The sequence below is a fragment of the Halomonas sp. PBN3 genome, from assembly GCF_000475415.1.
GTDB classification, from domain to species: Bacteria; Pseudomonadota; Gammaproteobacteria; order Pseudomonadales; family Halomonadaceae; genus Halomonas; species Halomonas shengliensis.
In genome coordinates, this window is the sequence record NZ_AXCA01000226.1 from 1 (window position 1) to 17,464 (window position 17,464).

The 17,464-nt window shown below is 63.0% G+C and carries 30 protein-coding genes; all 30 read right to left on the reverse strand.

Annotated features, from left to right (window positions below; genetic code table 11):
- Window positions 1-176 precede the first annotated feature (176 nt).
- Entirely contained in the window at window positions 177-569 is a 393-nt protein-coding gene (rplQ, locus tag Q673_RS35250) for a 50S ribosomal protein L17 (protein ID WP_023007528.1), read from the reverse strand.
- Window positions 570-608: 39 nt separating this feature from the next.
- Window positions 609-1,607, reverse strand: coding sequence for a DNA-directed RNA polymerase subunit alpha (locus Q673_RS35255; protein ID WP_023007529.1), 999 nt, complete (start codon window positions 1,605-1,607; stop codon window positions 609-611).
- Window positions 1,608-1,686: 79 nt separating this feature from the next.
- Window positions 1,687-2,307 (reverse strand): 30S ribosomal protein S4, encoded by a 621-nt coding sequence (gene rpsD, locus Q673_RS35260; protein ID WP_023007530.1) that lies wholly within the window; start codon window positions 2,305-2,307, stop codon window positions 1,687-1,689.
- A 12-nt stretch (window positions 2,308-2,319) separates the two neighbouring features.
- Window positions 2,320-2,706, reverse strand: a complete 387-nt coding sequence (gene rpsK, locus Q673_RS35265; protein ID WP_013331014.1) for a 30S ribosomal protein S11 — start codon at window positions 2,704-2,706, stop codon at window positions 2,320-2,322.
- Window positions 2,707-2,745: 39 nt separating this feature from the next.
- Window positions 2,746-3,102, reverse strand: a complete 357-nt coding sequence (rpsM, locus tag Q673_RS35270) for a 30S ribosomal protein S13 (RefSeq protein WP_023007531.1) — start codon at window positions 3,100-3,102, stop codon at window positions 2,746-2,748.
- A 125-nt stretch (window positions 3,103-3,227) separates the two neighbouring features.
- The gene (rpmJ, locus tag Q673_RS36315; protein WP_031384759.1) at window positions 3,228-3,341 is read right to left on the reverse strand and encodes a 50S ribosomal protein L36; all 114 of its coding nucleotides are present in this window, start codon (window positions 3,339-3,341) and stop codon (window positions 3,228-3,230) included.
- 71 nt (window positions 3,342-3,412) lie between these two features.
- The gene (gene secY, locus Q673_RS35275) at window positions 3,413-4,744 is read right to left on the reverse strand and encodes a preprotein translocase subunit SecY (protein ID WP_031218881.1); all 1,332 of its coding nucleotides are present in this window, start codon (window positions 4,742-4,744) and stop codon (window positions 3,413-3,415) included.
- Window positions 4,745-5,179 (reverse strand): 50S ribosomal protein L15, encoded by a 435-nt coding sequence (gene rplO / locus Q673_RS35280; RefSeq protein WP_023007533.1) that lies wholly within the window; start codon window positions 5,177-5,179, stop codon window positions 4,745-4,747.
- A 3-nt stretch (window positions 5,180-5,182) separates the two neighbouring features.
- A complete protein-coding gene (rpmD, locus tag Q673_RS35285) occupies window positions 5,183-5,365 on the reverse strand; it encodes a 50S ribosomal protein L30 (protein WP_016419098.1) in 183 nt (60 codons plus the stop codon).
- Window positions 5,366-5,370: 5 nt separating this feature from the next.
- On the reverse strand, window positions 5,371-5,871 hold the full coding sequence (gene rpsE, locus Q673_RS35290; protein WP_023007535.1) for a 30S ribosomal protein S5: 501 nt from the start codon (window positions 5,869-5,871) through the stop codon (window positions 5,371-5,373).
- 11 nt (window positions 5,872-5,882) lie between these two features.
- Entirely contained in the window at window positions 5,883-6,233 is a 351-nt protein-coding gene (gene rplR, locus Q673_RS35295) for a 50S ribosomal protein L18 (protein ID WP_023007536.1), read from the reverse strand.
- 9 nt (window positions 6,234-6,242) lie between these two features.
- Window positions 6,243-6,773: a 50S ribosomal protein L6 gene (gene rplF / locus Q673_RS35300; RefSeq protein ID WP_023007537.1), complete on the reverse strand. Its 531-nt coding sequence runs from the start codon at window positions 6,771-6,773 to the stop codon at window positions 6,243-6,245.
- Window positions 6,774-6,782: 9 nt separating this feature from the next.
- Window positions 6,783-7,175 (reverse strand): 30S ribosomal protein S8, encoded by a 393-nt coding sequence (gene rpsH / locus Q673_RS35305; protein ID WP_023007538.1) that lies wholly within the window; start codon window positions 7,173-7,175, stop codon window positions 6,783-6,785.
- Window positions 7,176-7,207: 32 nt separating this feature from the next.
- Complete coding sequence (rpsN, locus tag Q673_RS35310; protein ID WP_031218882.1) at window positions 7,208-7,513, reverse strand: 30S ribosomal protein S14; 306 nt, start codon at window positions 7,511-7,513, stop codon at window positions 7,208-7,210.
- Between the two features lie 10 nt (window positions 7,514-7,523).
- Entirely contained in the window at window positions 7,524-8,063 is a 540-nt protein-coding gene (gene rplE / locus Q673_RS35315) for a 50S ribosomal protein L5 (protein ID WP_023007540.1), read from the reverse strand.
- A gap of 18 nt (window positions 8,064-8,081) precedes the next feature.
- On the reverse strand, window positions 8,082-8,399 hold the full coding sequence (gene rplX, locus Q673_RS35320) for a 50S ribosomal protein L24 (protein WP_023007541.1): 318 nt from the start codon (window positions 8,397-8,399) through the stop codon (window positions 8,082-8,084).
- A gap of 14 nt (window positions 8,400-8,413) precedes the next feature.
- The gene (rplN, locus tag Q673_RS35325; RefSeq protein ID WP_023007542.1) at window positions 8,414-8,785 is read right to left on the reverse strand and encodes a 50S ribosomal protein L14; all 372 of its coding nucleotides are present in this window, start codon (window positions 8,783-8,785) and stop codon (window positions 8,414-8,416) included.
- A 39-nt stretch (window positions 8,786-8,824) separates the two neighbouring features.
- Window positions 8,825-9,085, reverse strand: a complete 261-nt coding sequence (gene rpsQ / locus Q673_RS35330; protein WP_023007543.1) for a 30S ribosomal protein S17 — start codon at window positions 9,083-9,085, stop codon at window positions 8,825-8,827.
- A 1-nt stretch (window position 9,086) separates the two neighbouring features.
- Window positions 9,087-9,278: a 50S ribosomal protein L29 gene (gene rpmC, locus Q673_RS35335; protein ID WP_023007544.1), complete on the reverse strand. Its 192-nt coding sequence runs from the start codon at window positions 9,276-9,278 to the stop codon at window positions 9,087-9,089.
- Window positions 9,278-9,691 (reverse strand): 50S ribosomal protein L16, encoded by a 414-nt coding sequence (rplP, locus tag Q673_RS35340; protein ID WP_023007545.1) that lies wholly within the window; start codon window positions 9,689-9,691, stop codon window positions 9,278-9,280. Before rplP ends, rpmC begins: the two co-directional genes overlap by 1 nt.
- Before the next feature lie 15 nt (window positions 9,692-9,706).
- On the reverse strand, window positions 9,707-10,405 hold the full coding sequence (rpsC, locus tag Q673_RS35345) for a 30S ribosomal protein S3 (RefSeq protein WP_023007546.1): 699 nt from the start codon (window positions 10,403-10,405) through the stop codon (window positions 9,707-9,709).
- Between the two features lie 11 nt (window positions 10,406-10,416).
- A complete protein-coding gene (gene rplV, locus Q673_RS35350) occupies window positions 10,417-10,749 on the reverse strand; it encodes a 50S ribosomal protein L22 (protein WP_010626471.1) in 333 nt (110 codons plus the stop codon).
- 18 nt (window positions 10,750-10,767) lie between these two features.
- Window positions 10,768-11,043: a 30S ribosomal protein S19 gene (gene rpsS, locus Q673_RS0118870; protein WP_009098993.1), complete on the reverse strand. Its 276-nt coding sequence runs from the start codon at window positions 11,041-11,043 to the stop codon at window positions 10,768-10,770.
- 22 nt (window positions 11,044-11,065) lie between these two features.
- Window positions 11,066-11,893 carry a 50S ribosomal protein L2 gene (gene rplB / locus Q673_RS35355; protein WP_023007548.1) on the reverse strand — a complete coding sequence of 276 codons (828 nt, stop codon included), beginning with the start codon at window positions 11,891-11,893 and terminating at the stop codon, window positions 11,066-11,068.
- Window positions 11,894-11,910: 17 nt separating this feature from the next.
- Complete coding sequence (gene rplW, locus Q673_RS35360; protein ID WP_023007549.1) at window positions 11,911-12,207, reverse strand: 50S ribosomal protein L23; 297 nt, start codon at window positions 12,205-12,207, stop codon at window positions 11,911-11,913.
- Window positions 12,204-12,809, reverse strand: a complete 606-nt coding sequence (rplD, locus tag Q673_RS35365; protein ID WP_023007550.1) for a 50S ribosomal protein L4 — start codon at window positions 12,807-12,809, stop codon at window positions 12,204-12,206. The genes rplW and rplD overlap by 4 nt, the downstream gene beginning before the upstream one ends.
- A 14-nt stretch (window positions 12,810-12,823) precedes the next feature.
- On the reverse strand, window positions 12,824-13,462 hold the full coding sequence (rplC, locus tag Q673_RS35370) for a 50S ribosomal protein L3 (protein ID WP_023007551.1): 639 nt from the start codon (window positions 13,460-13,462) through the stop codon (window positions 12,824-12,826).
- Between the two features lie 151 nt (window positions 13,463-13,613).
- Window positions 13,614-13,925 carry a 30S ribosomal protein S10 gene (gene rpsJ / locus Q673_RS35375; RefSeq protein ID WP_021819602.1) on the reverse strand — a complete coding sequence of 104 codons (312 nt, stop codon included), beginning with the start codon at window positions 13,923-13,925 and terminating at the stop codon, window positions 13,614-13,616.
- 159 nt (window positions 13,926-14,084) lie between these two features.
- Window positions 14,085-15,278: an elongation factor Tu gene (gene tuf / locus Q673_RS35380; protein WP_023007552.1), complete on the reverse strand. Its 1,194-nt coding sequence runs from the start codon at window positions 15,276-15,278 to the stop codon at window positions 14,085-14,087.
- Window positions 15,279-15,307: 29 nt separating this feature from the next.
- A complete protein-coding gene (gene fusA / locus Q673_RS35385) occupies window positions 15,308-17,428 on the reverse strand; it encodes an elongation factor G (RefSeq protein WP_023007553.1) in 2,121 nt (706 codons plus the stop codon).
- Window positions 17,429-17,464: the final 36 nt, after the last annotated feature.

The window sequence follows — 17,464 nt, forward strand, 5'->3', positions numbered from 1 at the left end:
GCAAGGAGCAAGGAGCAAGGCAGCATACGCCGACTACCCAGAAGCCCTTCTCGGGGTTCCTTGCCACTTGAAACTGGCCGCAGGCCAGCCTTGCCACTTGCTGCTCAATAAAAAAACCGGCCCCCGAGGGGGCCGGTTCTGCTTTCAGCGCTTGCCGAAGCCGGGCGCGGCGAGGATCACTCCTCAGCGGCGTCCTCGGCCTCCTCGACGATCGGGCGATCGACGAGTTCGACGAAGGCCATGGGCGCGTTGTCGCCGGTGCGGAAGCCGCACTTGAGGATACGGACGTAACCGCCCGGACGCTCGGCGTAACGCGGACCCAGCTCGTTGAAGAGCTTGCCGACCGCTTCCTTGGAGCGGGTGCGGCTGAAGGCCAGACGACGGTTGGCGACGCTGTCCTGCTTGGCCAGGGTGATGAGCGGCTCGATGACGCGACGCAGCTCCTTGGCCTTGGGCAGGGTTGTCTTGATGACCTCGTGCTCGATCAGCGACACGCTCATGTTCTTGAACATGGCCTGGCGATGCGAGCTCGTACGATTGAGGTGACGACCACTCTTACGATGACGCATGGTTGTGATTCCTTACCAAACTGGGACTCGAGTCGGCGCTCACGCGGAGGCCTTGTCGTCCTTCAGGCTAGCCGGCGGCCAGTTCTCCAGCCGCATGCCCAGGGAGAGACCGCGCGCTGCCAGGACGTCCTTGATCTCGTTCAGGGACTTCTTGCCGAGGTTCGGCGTCTTCAGCAGCTCCACCTCGGTGCGCTGGATCAGATCGCCGATGTAGTAGATGTTCTCGGCCTTCAGGCAGTTGGCGCTGCGAACGGTCAACTCGAGATCGTCTACGGGGCGCAGCAGGATCGGATCGATATGATCCTCTTCCTCCTCCACTTCCTGTTCCTTGTCGGCTTCCAGGTCGACGAACGCGGCCAGCTGATCCTGCAGGATGGTCGCGCTGCGACGGATCGCCTCCTCGGGATCCAGGGTGCCGTCGGTCTCCAAGTCGATGATCAGCTTGTCGAGGTCGGTGCGCTGTTCGACACGCGCGGCCTCGACGCTGTAGGAGACCCGACGCACGGGGCTGAAGGTCGCATCCAGCTGCAGGCGGCCGATAGCACGAGACTCGTCGTCGGCACCGACGCGGGCGTCCGCCGGCTCGTAGCCGCGGCCGCGCGCCACCTTGAGCTGCATCTTCAGCTCGGCGCCCTCGTTGACGTGGGCGATGACGTGGTCGGGGTTGACGATCTCGACGTCGTGGTCGAGGGCGATATCCCCTGCGGTCACGACGGCCGGGCCCTGCTTGTTCAGCGAGAGCACCGCCTCGTCGCGGCTATGCATCTTGATCGCCACGTCCTTGAGGTTCAGGAGGATCTCGATGACATCTTCCTGAACGCCCTCGATCGCGCTGTACTCGTGCTCGACGCCGCCGATCTCGGCCTCCACCACGGCGCAGCCGGGCATGGACGAGAGCAGGATGCGGCGCAGGGCGTTGCCCAGGGTGTGGCCGAAGCCACGCTCGAAGGGCTCGAGCACGATCTTCGCGTGGTGTGCGCTGATCTCTTCGACCTTGATGTCGCGCGGGCGAAGAAACTCTGTCACTGAACGCTGCATATGAACACCTTTCAGGCTGCCAAACGGATACTGGGTACTCTGAGCCGGCCCCCGCGAAGGGGCCGGGCGCTAGCAGCGCTTACTTGGAGTACAGCTCGACGATCAGGGCCTCGTTGATGTCGGCAGTCAGGTCGCCGCGCTCGGGCAGCGCCTTGAAGGTGCCTTCCATCTTCTTGGCATCGATCTCGATCCAGGCCACGTCGCCGCGGTTGGCGGCCAGGGCCAGGGCGTTCTGGATGCGCGCCTGATTCTTCGCCTTCTCGCGAACGGAGACGACGTCACCGGGCTTGACCTGGTAGGAGGCCACGTTGACGGTCTTGCCGTTCACGGCGATGGCCTTGTGGCTGACCAGCTGACGCGCCTCGGCGCGCGTGGAGCCAAAGCCCATGCGGTAGACGACGTTGTCCAGTCGGGATTCGAGAAGCTGCAGCAACACCTCGCCGGTCGCGCCCTTGAGACGGGCCGCTTCCTTGTAGTAGTTGCGGAACTGCTTCTCGAGCACGCCGTACATGCGGCGCACTTTCTGCTTCTCGCGAAGCTGCAAGCCGTATTCGGAAATACGCTGACGACGCTGGCCGTGCACACCCGGGATCTGCTCGGATTTGCACTTCTTCTCGAAGGGAGTGACACCGCTCTTCAGGAAGAGGTCGGTCCCCTCACGACGAGACAGTTTGCACTTCGGTCCAATGTAACGAGCCATGAATCTGTCTCCTTAAACGCGGCGTTTCTTCGGCGGACGGCAGCCATTGTGGGGAATGGGCGTCGCGTCGGTGATGCTCTGCACGCGGAAGCCGGCGGCGTTGAGCGCGCGCACGGCGGATTCACGGCCAGGACCGGGGCCCTTGACCAGCACGTCGACGTTTTTCACACCATACTCGGCTGCAGCGGTCGCTGCACGCTCGCTTGCCACTTGAGCAGCGAACGGGGTGCTCTTGCGAGAACCACGAAAACCCGAACCACCGGCTGTCGCCCAGGAAAGGGCGTTGCCCTGGCGGTCTGTGATCGTAATGATCGTGTTGTTAAAAGAGGCGTGGATATGCGCGACGGCATCCACTACCTGCTTTTTAACCTTCTTGCGATTGCTACGCGGGTTAGCCATGTTGATGTTTCTTCCTGTCTTTACGCCAGAACGTGCGTGTTATTTGCGGATCGGCTTGCGCGGGCCCTTGCGGGTACGCGCATTGGTCTTCGTACGCTGACCACGCAGCGGAAGACTACGACGATGACGCAGACCACGGTAGCAACCCAGGTCCATGAGACGCTTGATGTTCAGCGTCACATCACGACGAAGGTCACCTTCAACGGTATACTTGCCGACCTCGGAACGCAGGGTGTCGATCTCTTCGGATGACAGTTCCTGGATCTTGGTGGTCGGCGCGATGCCGGACGCGGCACAGATGTCCTGTGCACGAGTGCGGCCAATCCCGAAGATATAGGTCAGCGAGATCGCCGCATGCTTGTTGTCCGGGATATTGACGCCTGCAATACGGGCCATCAGCTTACTCCGAATATGTGAGCGGCTTGCTCGTTGGTCTACTACAAAAGGCGCAACAGCATACCCCTTTACCCTGCGAAGGGCAAGGGGCATGCCGGCACCCGGTTCAGCACAGCGTAAGGGGATCAGCCCTGGCGCTGCTTGTGCCGCGGCTCCGTGCAGATGACGCGGACGGCGCCATTGCGACGGATAATCTTGCAGTTGCGGCACATTTTCTTCACGGAAGCTCGAACTTTCATCGTTCCATCTCCAAAGTCGGCCTGCGAGGCAGCCCGGAGGGCCGCGACGCGCCAGTTCGACGGGCGGCGCCTCAGCGCATGATGCCGCCACCGCCGTAGCCTTTCAGGTTGGACTTCTTCATCACCGACTCGTACTGGTGCGACATGAGGTGCGACTGCACCTGGGCCATGAAGTCCATGATGACCACCACCACGATCAGCAGCGAGGTACCGCCGAAGAAGAACGGCACGTTCCACGCCACGATCAGGAACTGGGGCATCAGGGAAACCGCAGTGATGTACAAGGCGCCGAACAGGGTCAGACGGGTCATGACCTTGTCGACGTAGCGAGCGGTCTGCTCGCCAGGACGAATCCCCGGCAGGAAGGCACCCGACTTCTTAAGGTTGTCGGCGACGTCCTTGGGATTGAAGACCAGCGCTGTGTAAAAGAAGCAGAAGAATACCACCGCCGCGGCAAAAAGCAAGATGTACAGCGGCTGGCCCGGGCCCAGGGCCTGGGACGCCCGCTGCAGCCACTCGAGGCCGTCACCGGCACCCACCCACTGCCCCAGCGAGGCCGGGAACAGCAGGATGCTGGAGGCGAAGATGGCCGGAATGACGCCGGCCATGTTCACCTTCAGGGGCAGGTAGCTGCTCTGGCCGGCATACATCTTGTTGCCGACCTGGCGCCGCGGGTAGTTCACCGTGATGCGGCGCTGGCCGCGCTCGATGAACACCACCAGGGCCACGGTGGCCACGCCGAGCACCGAGAGGGCCAGCAGCGGCAGCACGTTCCACGCGCCTTCGTTGCGGGCCAGCTCGAAGGCCTGGCCGACCGCGCCGGGCAGGCCCGCCACGATACCGGCGAAGATCAGCAGCGAGATGCCGTTGCCGATCCCCTTCTCGGTGATCTGCTCGCCCAGCCACATCAGGAACACCGCACCGGTCACGAAGGTGACGATGGCGGTGAAGTAGAAGCTGAAGTCGGCGGTGTAGGCGATGCCCTGGCTGGCCAGGCCCACCGACATGCCGGTGGCCTGGACCAGCGCCAGGACCACAGTGCCGTAGCGGGTGTACTGGCTGATCTTGCGTCGACCGGCCTCGCCCTCCTTCTTGAGCTGCTCGAGGCGGGGCGAGACGGCAGTCAGCAGCTGCATGATGATCGACGCCGAGATATAGGGCATGATGCCCAGCGCCATGATGCTCATGCGCTCCAGGGCGCCACCCGAGAACATGTTGAACATGCCCAGGATGGTGCCCTGCTGCTCCCTGAACAAGGCAGCAAGCTGGTCAGGATTGATACCGGGCACGGGGATGTGGGCACCGATGCGGTACACCACGATGGCGAGGAGCACGAAGCGCAGACGCGCCCACAGTTCACTCAGACCGCTGCCCATCGCCGGCATGTTTCCTGACTTCGCCATTTAGTCCTCTACCTTGCCACCGGCGGCCTCGATCGCGGCACGGGCACCCTTGGTGACCTTGAGACCGCGGACGGTGACCGCCTTGTTCAGTTCGCCGGAGAGGATCACCTTCGCATGCTGCGTGGCGTCCTTCAGCACGTTGGCCTGCTTCAGGGTCTCGAGGGTGACCTCGTCACCGGCGACCTTGGCCAGCTCGGCCAGGCGCACTTCCTCGGAGACCAGCGACTTCGCGGAGGTGAAGCCGAACTTGGGCAGACGCCGCTGCAGCGGCATCTGACCGCCCTCGAAGCCGGGCTTGACGCTGCCGCCGCTGCGCGACTTCTGGCCCTTGTGGCCGCGGCCACCGGTCTTGCCCAGACCGGAGCCGATGCCACGACCGACGCGCTTCTCGGCGTGCTTGGAGCCCGGTGCCGGGCTCAGGCTATTGAGTTTCATGGATTACTCTCCCTCAACGCGCACAAGGTAGTTGACCTTGTGGATCATGCCGCGCACGGCGGGGGTGTCTTCCAGTTCAACCGTGTGACCAATGCGGCGCAGGCCGAGGCCCTTCATGGTGGCCTTGTGCTTGGCCAGCACGCCGATGGTGCTGCGGGTCTGGGTAACCTTGATCGTTGCTGCCATGGTGCTCACCCCGTAATCGCTTCGACAGGCAGACCGCGCTTAGCGGCGATGTCTTCCGGCGACTGCATGGCGGTCAGGCCCTTGACGGTCGCCCGCACCACGTTCACCGGGTTGGTCGAGCCGTAGCACTTGGCCAGCACGTCGTGGACACCGGCCAGCTCCAGCACGGAGCGCATGGCGCCGCCGGCGATGATGCCGGTACCCTCGGAGGCGGGCTGCATGTACACCTTGGAGGCGCCGTGACGGGCCTTGACCGGGTACTGCAGGGTGCCGCCGGTGAGGTGCACCTTGACCATGTTGCGACGCGCCTGGTCCATCGCCTTCTGGATCGCGACCGGCACCTCACGCGCCTTGCCGCGGCCGAAGCCGACACGACCCTTACCGTCACCCACGACGGTCAGGGCGGTGAAACCGAAGATACGGCCACCCTTGACCACCTTGGCAACACGGTTGACCTGGACCAGCTTCTCCTGGAGGTCGCCGCTTTGCTGTTCGTTCTTCGCCATCGTAAAACCCTTTAGAATTCCAGGCCGCCTTCACGAGCGGCGTCGGCCAGGGCCTTGACGCGGCCGTGGTACTTGAAACCGGCGCGATCGAAGGCTACCTGGGTGATGCCCGCTTCCTTGGCGCGTTCGGCAATCAGTGCGCCCACCTTGGCGGCGGCGTCGGCATTGCCGGTCGCACCCTCGCGCAGGGCCTTGTCCAGCGTGGAAGCGCTGGCCAGGACCTTGCCACCATCCGGCGAGATGATCTGCGCGTAGATGTGGCGCGGGGTACGGTTGACGCACAGGCGATACACGCCCAGCTCGCGGATCTTGGCGCGAGCGCGGCGGGCACGACGGAGACGAGATTCTTTCTTCGCGTTCATAACCCTGCCTTACTTCTTCTTGGCTTCTTTGCGACGCACCTGCTCGTCGGCGTACCGGACACCTTTGCCCTTGTAGGGCTCGGGCGGACGGAAGGCGCGGATTTCCGCGGCGACCTGACCGAGGCGCTGCTTGTCCGCGCTCTTCAGCACGATCTGGGTGTTCTTGGGCGTTTCCGCCGTGACACCCTCAGGCAGCGTGTACTCGACCGGGTGCGAGAAGCCCAGTGACAGATTGAGCGTCTGGCCCTTGGCCTGGGCACGATAACCGACGCCGATGATTTCGAGGGACTTGGTGAAGCCTTCGCTCACACCGGTCACCAGGTTCTGCACCAGGGCACGGGTGGTACCGGCCATGGCCCAGCTCTTGGCGGACTCGCTGGGGGCGAAGGTCAGCTGACCCTCCTCCTGAGCCACCACCACGTCAGGGTGGATGGTCAGGGACAGGGTGCCCTGGCCGCCCTTGGCGGTCAGCTGGTCACCGTCGAGCTTGATCTCGACGCCAGCGGGCACTTTTACCGGATATTTGGCTACGCGGGACATTCCAAACTCCTAGAATACGGTGCAGATGACTTCGCCACCGACACCGGCCTTGCGAGCCGCGCGATCGGTCATCACCCCGTTGGAGGTGGTGACGATAGCGATACCCAGGCCATCGGCGACCTTCGGCAGCGCGTCCTTGCCCTTGTACTGGCGCAGGGACGGCTTGGAAACTCGCTGGATGTGCTCGATGACCGGCTTGCCCTCGAAGTACTTGAGGGTCACGGTCAGCTCGGGCTTGGCGCTCTCGGACACCGCGAAGTCGTTGATGTAACCCTCTTCCTTCAACACGCGGGCCACCTCGACCTTCAGCTTGGAGGACGGCATGGTGACCGTCTCCTTGGTGGCCTGCTGCGCATTGCGGATACGGGTGAACATATCCGCCAGAGTGTCTTGCATGCTCATTTACGTTGCGCTCCTGATGTTTCTACGTGGCGTTACCAGCTGGACTTCTTGAGTCCGGGAACGTCGCCACGCATGGCGGCTTCACGCAGCTTGTTGCGGCCGAGGCCGAACTTGTTGTAGAAGCCGTGCGGACGGCCGGTGACACGGCAGCGGTTACGCTGACGCACCGGGCTGGAGTCACGCGGCAGCTGCTGCAGCTTGAGCTGCGCATCGAAGCGCTCTTCGTCGGAAGCGTTCACGTCCTGGATGATCGCCTTGAGCTGGGCACGCTTGGCGGCGTACTTCTCCACCAGCTTGGTGCGCTTCAGCTCGCGCTCTACCATGCTTTTCTTTGCCATGATCCCACCCTTATTTCTTGAACGGGAAGTTCAGCGCGCTCAGCAGCGCACGACCTTCTTCATCGGTGTTGGCGGTGGTGGTGATGGTGACATCCAGACCACGAATCCGGTCGATCTTATCATACTCGATCTCCGGGAAGATGATCTGCTCACGCACCCCCATGGAGTAGTTGCCACGACCGTCGAAGGACTTCGGGTTGAGACCACGGAAGTCACGAACGCGGGGGATCGCGATATTCACCAGGCGATCGAGGAAGTCCCACATGCGCTCAGAGCGCAGGGTCACCTTGATCCCGATCGGCCAGCCTTCACGCACCTTGAAGCCCGCGATGGACTTGCGTGCCTTGGTCACCATCGGCTTCTGACCGGAGAGCTTCTCCAGGTCACCGATGGCATTCTCGATCAGCTTCTTGTCGCTGGTCGCCTCGCCGATGCCCATGTTCAGAGTCACCTTGGTGATCCGGGGCACCTGCATCACGTTGGCGTAGCTGAACTGCTCTTTGAGTTGAGCCACCACCTCGTTCTGATAACGTTCTTTCAAGTTCGCCATTTTGCTACCCGACTCGCGTTAGGCGTCGATCTGCGTCTGCGTCGACTTGTAGATACGTACCTTGGTACCGTCTTCCTGAACCTGGAAGCCGACGCGATCCGCCTTACCGGTCTCCTGGTTGAAGATGGCCACGTTGGACGCGTGAATCGGAGCCTCGCGCTCGACGATACCGCCCTGGTTACCCGCCATGGGGTTGGGCTTGGTGTGACGCTTGATCATGTTCACACCGGACACGACGAAGCGGTCGTCCTTGAGGACGCGCTTGACGGTGCCGCGCTTGCCCTTGTCCTTGCCGGCGATGACGATCACTTCATCGTCACGTTTGATCTTTTGCATATCCGCCTCGCTCCTTACAGCACTTCAGGCGCCAAGGAAATGATCTTCATGAACTTCTCGTTGCGAAGCTCACGGGTCACCGGCCCGAAGATACGGGTGCCGATCGGCTGTTCGTTGGTGTTGTTCAACAGAACCGCCGCATTTCCGTCGAAGCGAATCAGCGAACCGTCGGGACGACGGACACCGCTGCGGGTGCGGACGACCACCGCCTTCAGCACCTGGCCCTTCTTGACCTTGCCGCGCGGAATGGCTTCCTTCACCGTGACCTTGATGACGTCGCCAACGTGGGCGTAGCGACGGTGTGAACCGCCCAGCACCTTGATGCACTGCACCCGGCGCGCCCCGCTGTTGTCGGCGACATCCAGCATTGTCTGAGTCTGAATCATCGGTTTTCTCCAAACCTAATCTGACTGCAGGCGTGAGCCTTAGCCCTTGGCCTGCTCGACCACCTCGACCAGCGTCCAGGACTTGGTCTTGGACAGCGGACGGCACTCCTGGATGGAGACCGTGTCACCGGCCTTCGCCTGGTTCGCCTCGTCATGGGCGTGCAGCTTGGTGGAGCGCTTTACGTACTTGCCGTAGATCGGGTGCCGCACGCGGCGCTCGATCATCACGACGATGGACTTGTCCATCTTGTCGCTCACCACCTTGCCGGTGAGCGTACGGGTTTTCTTCTCTTCGGCCATCTCAGTCACCTGCCTTCTCGTTGAGCACAGTCTTCACCCGGGCGATGTCCCGACGAACCTGCTTGAGCAGATGCGTCTGGCTGAGCTGGCCGGTGGCCTTCTGCATGCGCAGGTTGAACTGCTCGCGGAGGAGTTCGAGGAGCTGATCGTTCAACTCGTCGACTGACTTTTCACGGATTTCCTGGGCTTTCATCACATCACCGTCCGTTTCACAAAGGTGGTGGAGACCGGGAACTTCTGTGCCGCCAGGCCGAAGGCCTCGCGTGCCAGCTCCTCGGACACGCCTTCGATCTCGTAGAGGATCCGGCCGGGCTGGATCTGCGCGACCCAGTACTCGACAGAGCCCTTGCCCTTACCCATACGGACCTCGAGGGGCTTCTTGGAGATCGGCTTGTCCGGGAAGACCCGGATCCAGATCTTGCCGCCACGCTTGACGTGACGGGTGATCGCACGGCGACCGGCTTCGATCTGACGGGCGGTGATGCGACCGCGACCAGTGGCCTTGAGGCCATACTCGCCGAAGCTCACCTTGCTGCCGCGATGCGCCAGGCCACGGTTGCGGCCCTTCTGCATCTTGCGGAACTTCATGCGCTTGGGTTGTAACATCGACTCGCTCTCCCCTTACCTGGAACCTTTCTTCTTGGAGGGCGCGGCCTGAGGCTGCTTCGCCTTGGCGCGGACCTCTTCGATGCCCCCGAGGATCTCACCCTTGAAGACCCAGACCTTGACACCGATGATGCCGTAGGTGGTCTTGGCCTCGTAGGTGGCGTAGTCGATGTCCGCACGCAGGGTGTGCAGCGGAACACGACCTTCGCGATACCACTCGGTGCGGGCGATCTCGGCACCGCCGAGGCGGCCGGAGAGCTGCACCTTGATGCCGCCAGCGCCCAGGCGCATGGCGTTCTGTACGGCGCGCTTCATGGCGCGACGGAACATCACGCGGCGCTCGAGCTGGCCGGCAATGTTCTGTGCCACGAGCTGAGCGTCCAGCTCGGGCTTGCGCACTTCCTCGATGTTGACGTGCACGGGCACGCCCATCATCGCAGTGACCTCGCGGCGCAGACGGTCGACGTCCTCGCCCTTCTTGCCGATCACGATGCCCGGACGGGCGGTGTGAATGGTGATGCGGGCGTTGTTGGCAGGACGCTCGATGGTGATCTTGCTCACGGAGGCGTTCTTCAGACGCTCCTCCAGGAAGCGACGCACCTCGAGGTCGTTGTTCAGCTTGTCGGCATAGGCGCCGCGCTCGGCGTACCAGACCGAGGTATGGTCCTTGACGATACCCAGGCGGATGCCTGTTGGATTGACTTTCTGACCCATCTGGTCGACTCCTACTTCTCGGCTACCTTGACGGTGATGTGGCAGGTGCGCTTCAAGATACGATCCGCGCGGCCCTTGGCACGCGGCTTGATACGCTTGAGCGTCATGCCCTCATCGACGCAGATGGTCGAGACACGCAGCTCGTCGATATCCATGCCGTTGTTTTCTTCCGCGTTCGCGATGGCGGACTGCAGCACCTTCTTGACCAGCTTGGCGGCCTTCTTCGGTGAGAAGGTCAGCAGGTCCAGCGCTTCGGCGACCGGTTTACCGCGCACCTGGTCAGCCACCAAACGGGCCTTCTGGGCGGATAAACGAGCGCCACGCAGCTTAGCGGTGACTTCCATCTCTCAATCCTCTCTGGCTTACCGTTTGGCTTTCTTGTCCGCCGCATGGCCGCGATAGGTGCGGGTAGCAGCGAATTCGCCCAGCTTGTGGCCAACCATTTCCTCGGAGACATGCACCGGGACGTGCTGGCGACCGTTATGGACCGCAATGGTGAGCCCGACCATGTTGGGCAGGATCATGGAACGACGCGACCATGTCTTGATCGGTTTGCGGTCGTTCTTCTCCACTGCAGCCTCAACCTTCTTCAGCAGATGAAGGTCGATAAAGGGACCTTTCTTCAGTGAACGTGGCACAGCCGTTACCTCTTAAAGTGTGTTACTTGGCCTTGCGGCGACGAACGATCAGCTTGTCGGTGCGCTTGTTCTTGCGGGTCTTGTGGCCCTTGGTGGGCACGCCCCACGGTGTCACCGGATGACGACCCCCGCTGGTGCGGCCTTCACCACCACCGTGCGGGTGATCCACCGGGTTCATGGCCACGCCGCGAACGGTCGGACGCACACCTTTCCAGCGCTTCGCACCGGCCTTGCCAAGCTGACGCAGGCTGTGCTCGGAGTTGCTCACTTCCCCCAGGGTCGCGCGGCACTCGCTCAGCACCTTGCGCATCTCGCCGGAGCGCAGGCGCAGGGTGGCGTAGTTGCCTTCACGGGCGACCAGCTGGGCGCTGGTGCCGGCGCTGCGAGCGATCTGCGCGCCCTTGCCGGGCTTGAGCTCGATGCAGTGCACGGTGGAACCCAGCGGGATGTTGCGCAGCGGCAGGGCGTTGCCCTTCTTGATCGCCGCGTTGACGCCGGACTCGAGGCGGTCGCCGGCGCTCACGCCCTTGGGGGCGATGATGTAGCGACGCTCGCCGTCGACGTACTTGAGCAGCGCGATGTGGGCGCTACGGTTGGGATCGTACTCGAGGCGCTCGACGATGGCGGGGACGCCATCCTTGGTGCGCTTGAAATCGATGACCCGGTAGTGCTGACGGTGACCACCGCCCACGTGGCGGGTGGTGATGCGACCGTTGTTGTTACGACCGCCGCTGCGTGACTGCTTCTCGAGCAGGGGCGCGTAGGGCTTGCCCTTGTGCAGCTCGTCGTTCACGACCTTGATCAGGTGGCGACGACCGGCGGATGTGGGTTTGGTCTTGACGATTGCCATTATCCGTACTCCTGCCCTTATTCGGCGCCAGAGAAGTCTTCAAGGGTCTCGCCGGCGGCCAGCGTGACGTAGGCCTTGCGATACCCCTTGCGGTGACCCAGACCGTGCGCGGTGCGCTTGGTCTTGCCCTTGACGTTCAGCGTCTGAACGCGGTCGACCTTCTTGCCGAACAGGGCCTCGACGGCCTTCTTGATCTCGGGCTTGGTCGCGTCGCCGGCCACCTTGAACACGTACTGGTTGCGTTCGGCAGCCATGGCGGCCTTCTCGGTCACGTGCGGACCGAGCAGCACCTTGAATACACGCTCCTGGTTCATGCCAGCTTCTCCTCGAATTTGCGCAGGGCGGAGACGGTGACCAGCACCTTGTCGAAGGCGACCAGGCTCACCGGATCGGCGGCGGCCACGTCGACCACATCCACGTTGGGGATGTTACGGGCGGCCAGGTAGAGCTTCTCGTCGACCTCCTCGGTGACGATCAGCGCCTTCTCCAGGCCCAGCTCATTGAGCTTGGCGACCAGCTGCTTGGTCTTGGGGGCGTCGACGGTGATCTCCTCGACGGCCACTAGGCGCTCCTGACGGACCAGCTCGGAGAGGATGGAGCGCATCGCCGCACGGTACATCTTGCGGTTGACCTTCTGGGTGTAGTCCTGGGGACGAGCTGCGAAGGTCACGCCGCCACTGCGCCACAGCGGGGAGCGGATGGTACCGGCGCGGGCACGACCGGTGCCCTTCTGGCGCCACGGCTTCTTGCCGCCGCCACGTACGTCGGAACGGTTCTTCTGGGCGCGGGTGCCCTGGCGACCACCGGCCAGGTAGGCGGTGACGACCTGGTGCACGAGCGCTTCGTTGAATTCTTTGCCAAAGGTGGCGTCGGACAGCTCGACGGAGCCGGCGCCGGCAGCAAGATTCAGATTCATCGGTAAGTTCCCCTTCAGCCAGCTTTCACGGCGCTGCGCACGATGACGTCACTGCCGGTAGCACCGGGCACGGCGCCCTTGACCAGCAGCAGGTTACGTTCGGCATCGACGCGGACGACTTCGAGACTCTGGACGGTGCAACGCACGTTGCCCATCTGGCCGGCCATCTTCTTGCCCTTGAACACGCGTCCCGGGGTCTGGCACATACCGATGGAGCCCGGCGCGCGGTGCGACAGGGAGTTACCGTGGCTGTTGTCCTGGGTGCGGAAGTTCCAGCGCTTGACGGCGCCCTGGAAGCCCTTGCCCTTGGAGCTGCCGGTCACGTCGATCTTCTGACCAGCTTCGAAGAGGGATACGGTGAGTTCGCCGCCCACTTCCGGAGCCTCGTCGCCTTCTGCCAGGCGGAACTCCATCAGCGAACGACCGGCCTCGATACCTGCCTTGGCGAACTGTCCCGCCTGAGACTTCGACAGGTGCTTGGCCTTGCGGGAGCCGGTTGTGACCTGAACCGCCGCGTAGCCGTCGGACTCGACGGTCTTGACGCAGGTGACACGGTTCGGCTCAACCTCGATCACGGTTACGGGCACTGAGGCGCCATCTTCGGTGAAGACACGGGTCATCCCGGCCTTCTTGCCGACTAAACCGATAGTCATTCTCTATCTCCTATAGTGTACGGGGCTATCACCCGCTATGGCTGCCCTTTCCAGAGCATTCCACTAGCACGTTGTGTGGCGCCTCACGGCGCGGCGGCTGCTGCTCGGGCGTCGTGCCGAGCGCTGGGCCGCGGTGTCTAGTGTCAGGTGATCAGTCGAGCTTGATCTGCACGTCCACGCCGGCGGCGAGGTCGAGCTTCATCAGGGCATCGACGGTCTTCTCCGTCGGCTCGACGATGTCGAGCACGCGCTTGTGCGTGCGAATCTCGTACTGGTCGCGCGCGTCCTTGTTGACGTGCGGCGAGATCAGCACGGTATAGCGCTCGCGGTTAGTCGGCAGAGGGATCGGACCCCGCACCTGGGCGCCGGTACGCTTGGCGGTTTCCACAATCTCCGCCGCGGACTGGTCGATCAGGCGATGGTCGAAGGCCTTCAACCGAATGCGAATCTTCTGGTTCTGCATTAGCCCTAACTCCAATGGAAGTCGACGGCGCGTGCCGCCTACCCACGCATTCAAAGGATGCGCATTATAGGCGCGCCGCGGATGAGTGTCAAACACTCCCCGCGGTGCGCAGAAAGGGGGCTCCACGGGAGCCCCCTTCGATCATCTCAGCGCCTGAGCTTACTGGACGATCTTGGCCACGACGCCGGCGCCGACGGTGCGGCCGCCTTCGCGGATGGCGAAGCGCAGGCCTTCGTCCATGGCGATCGGGGCGATCAGGGTGACAACCATCTTGACGTTGTCGCCCGGCATCACCATCTCGACGCCTTCCGGCAGCTCACAGGTACCGGTGATGTCGGTGGTACGGAAGTAGAACTGCGGACGGTAGCCCTTGAAGAACGGGGTGTGACGACCACCCTCGTCCTTGCTCAGCACGTACACCTCGGCCTCGAACACGGTGTGCGGGGTAATGGTGCCCGGCTTAGCCAAGACCTGGCCACGCTCGACCTCGTCACGCTTGGTGCCGCGCAGCAGGGCGCCGACGTTCTCACCGGCACGACCTTCGTCGAGCAGCTTGCGGAACATCTCGACACCAGTGACGGTAGTCTTGGTGGTGTCCTTGATACCGACGATCTCGACTTCCTCGCCGGCCTTGATGATGCCGCGCTCGACGCGGCCGGTGACCACGGTGCCGCGACCGGAGATGGAGAACACGTCCTCGATCGGCATCAGGAACGGCTGGTCGATGGCACGCTCCGGCTCCGGGATGTACTCGTCCAGGGCCTTGATCAGGTTGGCAACGGCGGTGGTGCCCATGCCGTTGTCGTCCTTGCCTTCCAGGGCCATCAGGGCGGAGCCGGTGATGATCGGGGTGTCGTCACCCGGGAAGTCGTACTCGCTCAGCAGCTCACGAACTTCCATCTCGACCAGCTCGAGCAGCTCCTCGTCGTCGACCATGTCGGCCTTGTTCAGGAACACGACGATGTACGGCACGCCGACCTGGCGAGACAGCAGGATGTGCTCGCGGGTCTGCGGCATGGGGCCGTCGGCGGCGGACACCACCAGGATCGCGCCGTCCATCTGGGCGGCACCGGTGATCATGTTCTTGACGTAGTCAGCGTGTCCCGGGCAGTCGACGTGGGCGTAGTGACGCTCCTCGGACTGGTACTCCACGTGGGAGGTCGCGATGGTGATACCACGCTCACGCTCTTCCGGAGCGTTGTCGATGGTATCGAACTCGCGCCAGTCGCCACCGAACACCTCGGCGGAGACGCGGGTCAGGGCCGCAGTCAGAGTGGTCTTGCCGTGGTCGACGTGACCGATGGTGCCGACGTTGACGTGCGGTTTGGAACGCTCAAATTTTTCCTTAGCCACTGCTATAACCTCTTTACGTTAGCTAACGGTTAACCGTTTTGGTTGATGACGGCTTCAACGACGCTGGACGGCGCCTCTTCGTAATCCGCAAACTCCATGACGTAGCTTGCGCGGCCCTGGGTCTGAGAACGCAGATCGGTCGCGTAACCGAACATCTCAGCCAACGGAACCCGGGCGCGGATGACCTTGCCGGAGGGCGAATCATCCATGCCCGATACCAGCCCGCGACGGCGGTTCAGGTCGCCCATGACGTCACCCATGAACTCCTCGGGAGTCACGACCTCGACCTTCATCACCGGCTCCAGCAGCACCGCCTTGGCCTTCTTGGCACCTTCCTTGACTGCCATGGAAGAAGCGACCTTGAACGCGGTCTCGTTGGAGTCCACGTCGTGGTAGGAACCATCGTACAGCGTAACCTTGACGTCGATCATCGGGTAGCCCGCGATGACACCGTTCTGCAGCTGCTCGTAGGCCCCTTTCTCGACGGCCGGCACGTATTCCTTGGGAACCACGCCGCCGACGATCTCGGAAGCGAATTTGAAGTGCATCTCTTCATCTTCGCCCTTGTCTTCCGCGGTGAGCGGCTCGATGCGCAGCCAGACGTGGCCGTACTGGCCGCGACCACCGGACTGACGCACGAACTTGCCTTCCTGCTCCACCGTGCCGCGAATGGTCTCGCGATACGCGACCTGCGGCTTGCCGATGTTGGCCTCGACCTTGAACTCGCGACGCATGCGGTCGACGATGATGTCGAGGTGCAGCTCACCCATGCCGGAGATGATGGTCTGGCCGGTCTCCTCGTCGGTACGCACCTGGAAGGAGGGATCCTCCTGGGCCAGCTTGCCGAGGGCCACGCCCATCTTCTCCTGGTCGGCCTTGGACTTCGGCTCCACTGCCACGGAGATCACCGGGTCCGGGAACTCCATGCGCTCCAGGACGATCTTGTTGTCCTGGTCGCACAGGGTGTCACCGGTGGTGACGTCCTTGAGGCCGACGCAGGCGGCGATGTCGCCGGCACGCACTTCCTTGATCTCCTCGCGGGAGTTGGCGTGCATCTGGACGAGACGGCCCACGCGCTCCTTCTTCTGCTTGACGGAGTTGTAGACGCTGTCACCGGAGTTGAGCACGCCGGAGTAGACCCGGATGAAGGTCAGGGTGCCGACGAAGGGGTCGGTGGCGATCTTGAACGCCAGGGCCGCGAAGGGCGCGTTGTCGTCCGCCTCGCGGGTGGCGACGGTGCCTTCCTTGTCGTCCAGCTCGCCCTCGATGGCCTTCACCTCGGTGGGCGACGGCAGGTAGTCGACCACGGCGTCCAGCACCGCCTGCACGCCCTTGTTCTTGAACGCCGAGCCGCAGGTGACCAGCACGATCTCGTTGTCCAGGGTGCGACGACGCAGGCCGGCCTTGATTTCTTCCTTGGTCAGCTCGCCCTCTTCGAGGTACTTGTCCATGAGCTCTTCGGACGCCTCGGCGGCGGCCTCGACCATCTGCTCGCGATACTTCTCCGCGGTCTCCTGGAGCTCGGCGGGGATGTCGACGAGGTCATAGGTGGCGCCGAAGTCGGACTCGTTCCACAGGATCGCCTTCATCTCGATGAGATCAATGACGCCCTTGAAGTCCTCCTCGGTGCCCCAGTTGATCTGGATCGGCACGGCGTTGGCACCGAGACGCTCCTTGAGCTGCTCGACGACCATGAAGTAATCGGCGCCGGTGCGGTCCATCTTGTTGACAAACACCAGGCGCGGCACCTCGTACTTGTTGGCCTGACGCCACACGGTCTCGGTCTGCGGCTGGACGCCGGACGAGCCGCACAGCACCACCACGGCACCGTCGAGGACCCGCAGGGAACGCTCCACCTCGATGGTGAAGTCGACGTGCCCGGGGGTGTCGATGATGTTGATGCGGTGCTCGTCGAACTGGTGGTTCATGCCCTTCCAGAAGGTGGTGACGGCAGCGGAGGTGATGGTGATACCACGCTCCTGCTCCTGCTCCATCCAGTCGGTGGTGGAGGCACCTTCGTGGGTCTCGCCCAGCTTGTGGTTGATGCCGGTGTAGAACAGCACGCGCTCGGTCGTGGTGGTCTTGCCGGCATCGACGTGGGCGACGATACCCAGGTTGCGGTAGCGATTTAGCGGAGTCTTGCGAGCCACGGTGGAACTCCCCGTTGGTTGGCGATGCGTTGAGAA

What these genes read in the sequence shown, in the direction of transcription:
- rplN (WP_023007542.1), bottom strand. Translation starts at nt 8,785, where the DNA reads ATGATTCAGACTCAGACAATGCTGGATGTCGCCGACAACAGCGGGGCG.
- rpsD (WP_023007530.1), bottom strand. Translation starts at nt 2,307, where the DNA reads ATGGCTCGTTACATTGGACCGAAGTGCAAACTGTCTCGTCGTGAGGGG.
- rpsQ (WP_023007543.1), bottom strand. Translation starts at nt 9,085, where the DNA reads ATGGCCGAAGAGAAGAAAACCCGTACGCTCACCGGCAAGGTGGTGAGC.
- rpsN (WP_031218882.1), bottom strand. Translation starts at nt 7,513, where the DNA reads ATGGCAAAGAAAAGCATGGTAGAGCGCGAGCTGAAGCGCACCAAGCTG.
- rplR (WP_023007536.1), bottom strand. Translation starts at nt 6,233, where the DNA reads ATGAACGCGAAGAAAGAATCTCGTCTCCGTCGTGCCCGCCGCGCTCGC.
- rplE (WP_023007540.1), bottom strand. Translation starts at nt 8,063, where the DNA reads ATGGCGAACTTGAAAGAACGTTATCAGAACGAGGTGGTGGCTCAACTC.
- rplQ (WP_023007528.1), bottom strand. Translation starts at nt 569, where the DNA reads ATGCGTCATCGTAAGAGTGGTCGTCACCTCAATCGTACGAGCTCGCAT.
- rpsE (WP_023007535.1), bottom strand. Translation starts at nt 5,871, where the DNA reads ATGGCGAAGAACGAACAGCAAAGCGGCGACCTCCAGGAGAAGCTGGTC.
- rplF (WP_023007537.1), bottom strand. Translation starts at nt 6,773, where the DNA reads ATGTCCCGCGTAGCCAAATATCCGGTAAAAGTGCCCGCTGGCGTCGAG.
- rpsM (WP_023007531.1), bottom strand. Translation starts at nt 3,102, where the DNA reads ATGGCCCGTATTGCAGGCGTCAATATCCCGGACAACAAGCATGCGGCG.
- rplX (WP_023007541.1), bottom strand. Translation starts at nt 8,399, where the DNA reads ATGCAAAAGATCAAACGTGACGATGAAGTGATCGTCATCGCCGGCAAG.
- rpsK (WP_013331014.1), bottom strand. Translation starts at nt 2,706, where the DNA reads ATGGCTAACCCGCGTAGCAATCGCAAGAAGGTTAAAAAGCAGGTAGTG.
- Q673_RS35255 (WP_023007529.1), bottom strand. Translation starts at nt 1,607, where the DNA reads ATGCAGCGTTCAGTGACAGAGTTTCTTCGCCCGCGCGACATCAAGGTC.
- rplC (WP_023007551.1), bottom strand. Translation starts at nt 13,462, where the DNA reads ATGACTATCGGTTTAGTCGGCAAGAAGGCCGGGATGACCCGTGTCTTC.
- rplO (WP_023007533.1), bottom strand. Translation starts at nt 5,179, where the DNA reads ATGAAACTCAATAGCCTGAGCCCGGCACCGGGCTCCAAGCACGCCGAG.
- rplW (WP_023007549.1), bottom strand. Translation starts at nt 12,207, where the DNA reads ATGAACCAGGAGCGTGTATTCAAGGTGCTGCTCGGTCCGCACGTGACC.
- rpmC (WP_023007544.1), bottom strand. Translation starts at nt 9,278, where the DNA reads ATGAAAGCCCAGGAAATCCGTGAAAAGTCAGTCGACGAGTTGAACGAT.
- rplB (WP_023007548.1), bottom strand. Translation starts at nt 11,893, where the DNA reads ATGGCAATCGTCAAGACCAAACCCACATCCGCCGGTCGTCGCCACCTG.
- rpsC (WP_023007546.1), bottom strand. Translation starts at nt 10,405, where the DNA reads ATGGGTCAGAAAGTCAATCCAACAGGCATCCGCCTGGGTATCGTCAAG.
- rplP (WP_023007545.1), bottom strand. Translation starts at nt 9,691, where the DNA reads ATGTTACAACCCAAGCGCATGAAGTTCCGCAAGATGCAGAAGGGCCGC.
- rplV (WP_010626471.1), bottom strand. Translation starts at nt 10,749, where the DNA reads ATGGAAGTCACCGCTAAGCTGCGTGGCGCTCGTTTATCCGCCCAGAAG.
- rpsJ (WP_021819602.1), bottom strand. Translation starts at nt 13,925, where the DNA reads ATGCAGAACCAGAAGATTCGCATTCGGTTGAAGGCCTTCGACCATCGC.
- rpmJ (WP_031384759.1), bottom strand. Translation starts at nt 3,341, where the DNA reads ATGAAAGTTCGAGCTTCCGTGAAGAAAATGTGCCGCAACTGCAAGATT.
- secY (WP_031218881.1), bottom strand. Translation starts at nt 4,744, where the DNA reads ATGGCGAAGTCAGGAAACATGCCGGCGATGGGCAGCGGTCTGAGTGAA.
- rpmD (WP_016419098.1), bottom strand. Translation starts at nt 5,365, where the DNA reads ATGGCAGCAACGATCAAGGTTACCCAGACCCGCAGCACCATCGGCGTG.
- rpsH (WP_023007538.1), bottom strand. Translation starts at nt 7,175, where the DNA reads ATGAGCATGCAAGACACTCTGGCGGATATGTTCACCCGTATCCGCAAT.
- rplD (WP_023007550.1), bottom strand. Translation starts at nt 12,809, where the DNA reads ATGAATCTGAATCTTGCTGCCGGCGCCGGCTCCGTCGAGCTGTCCGAC.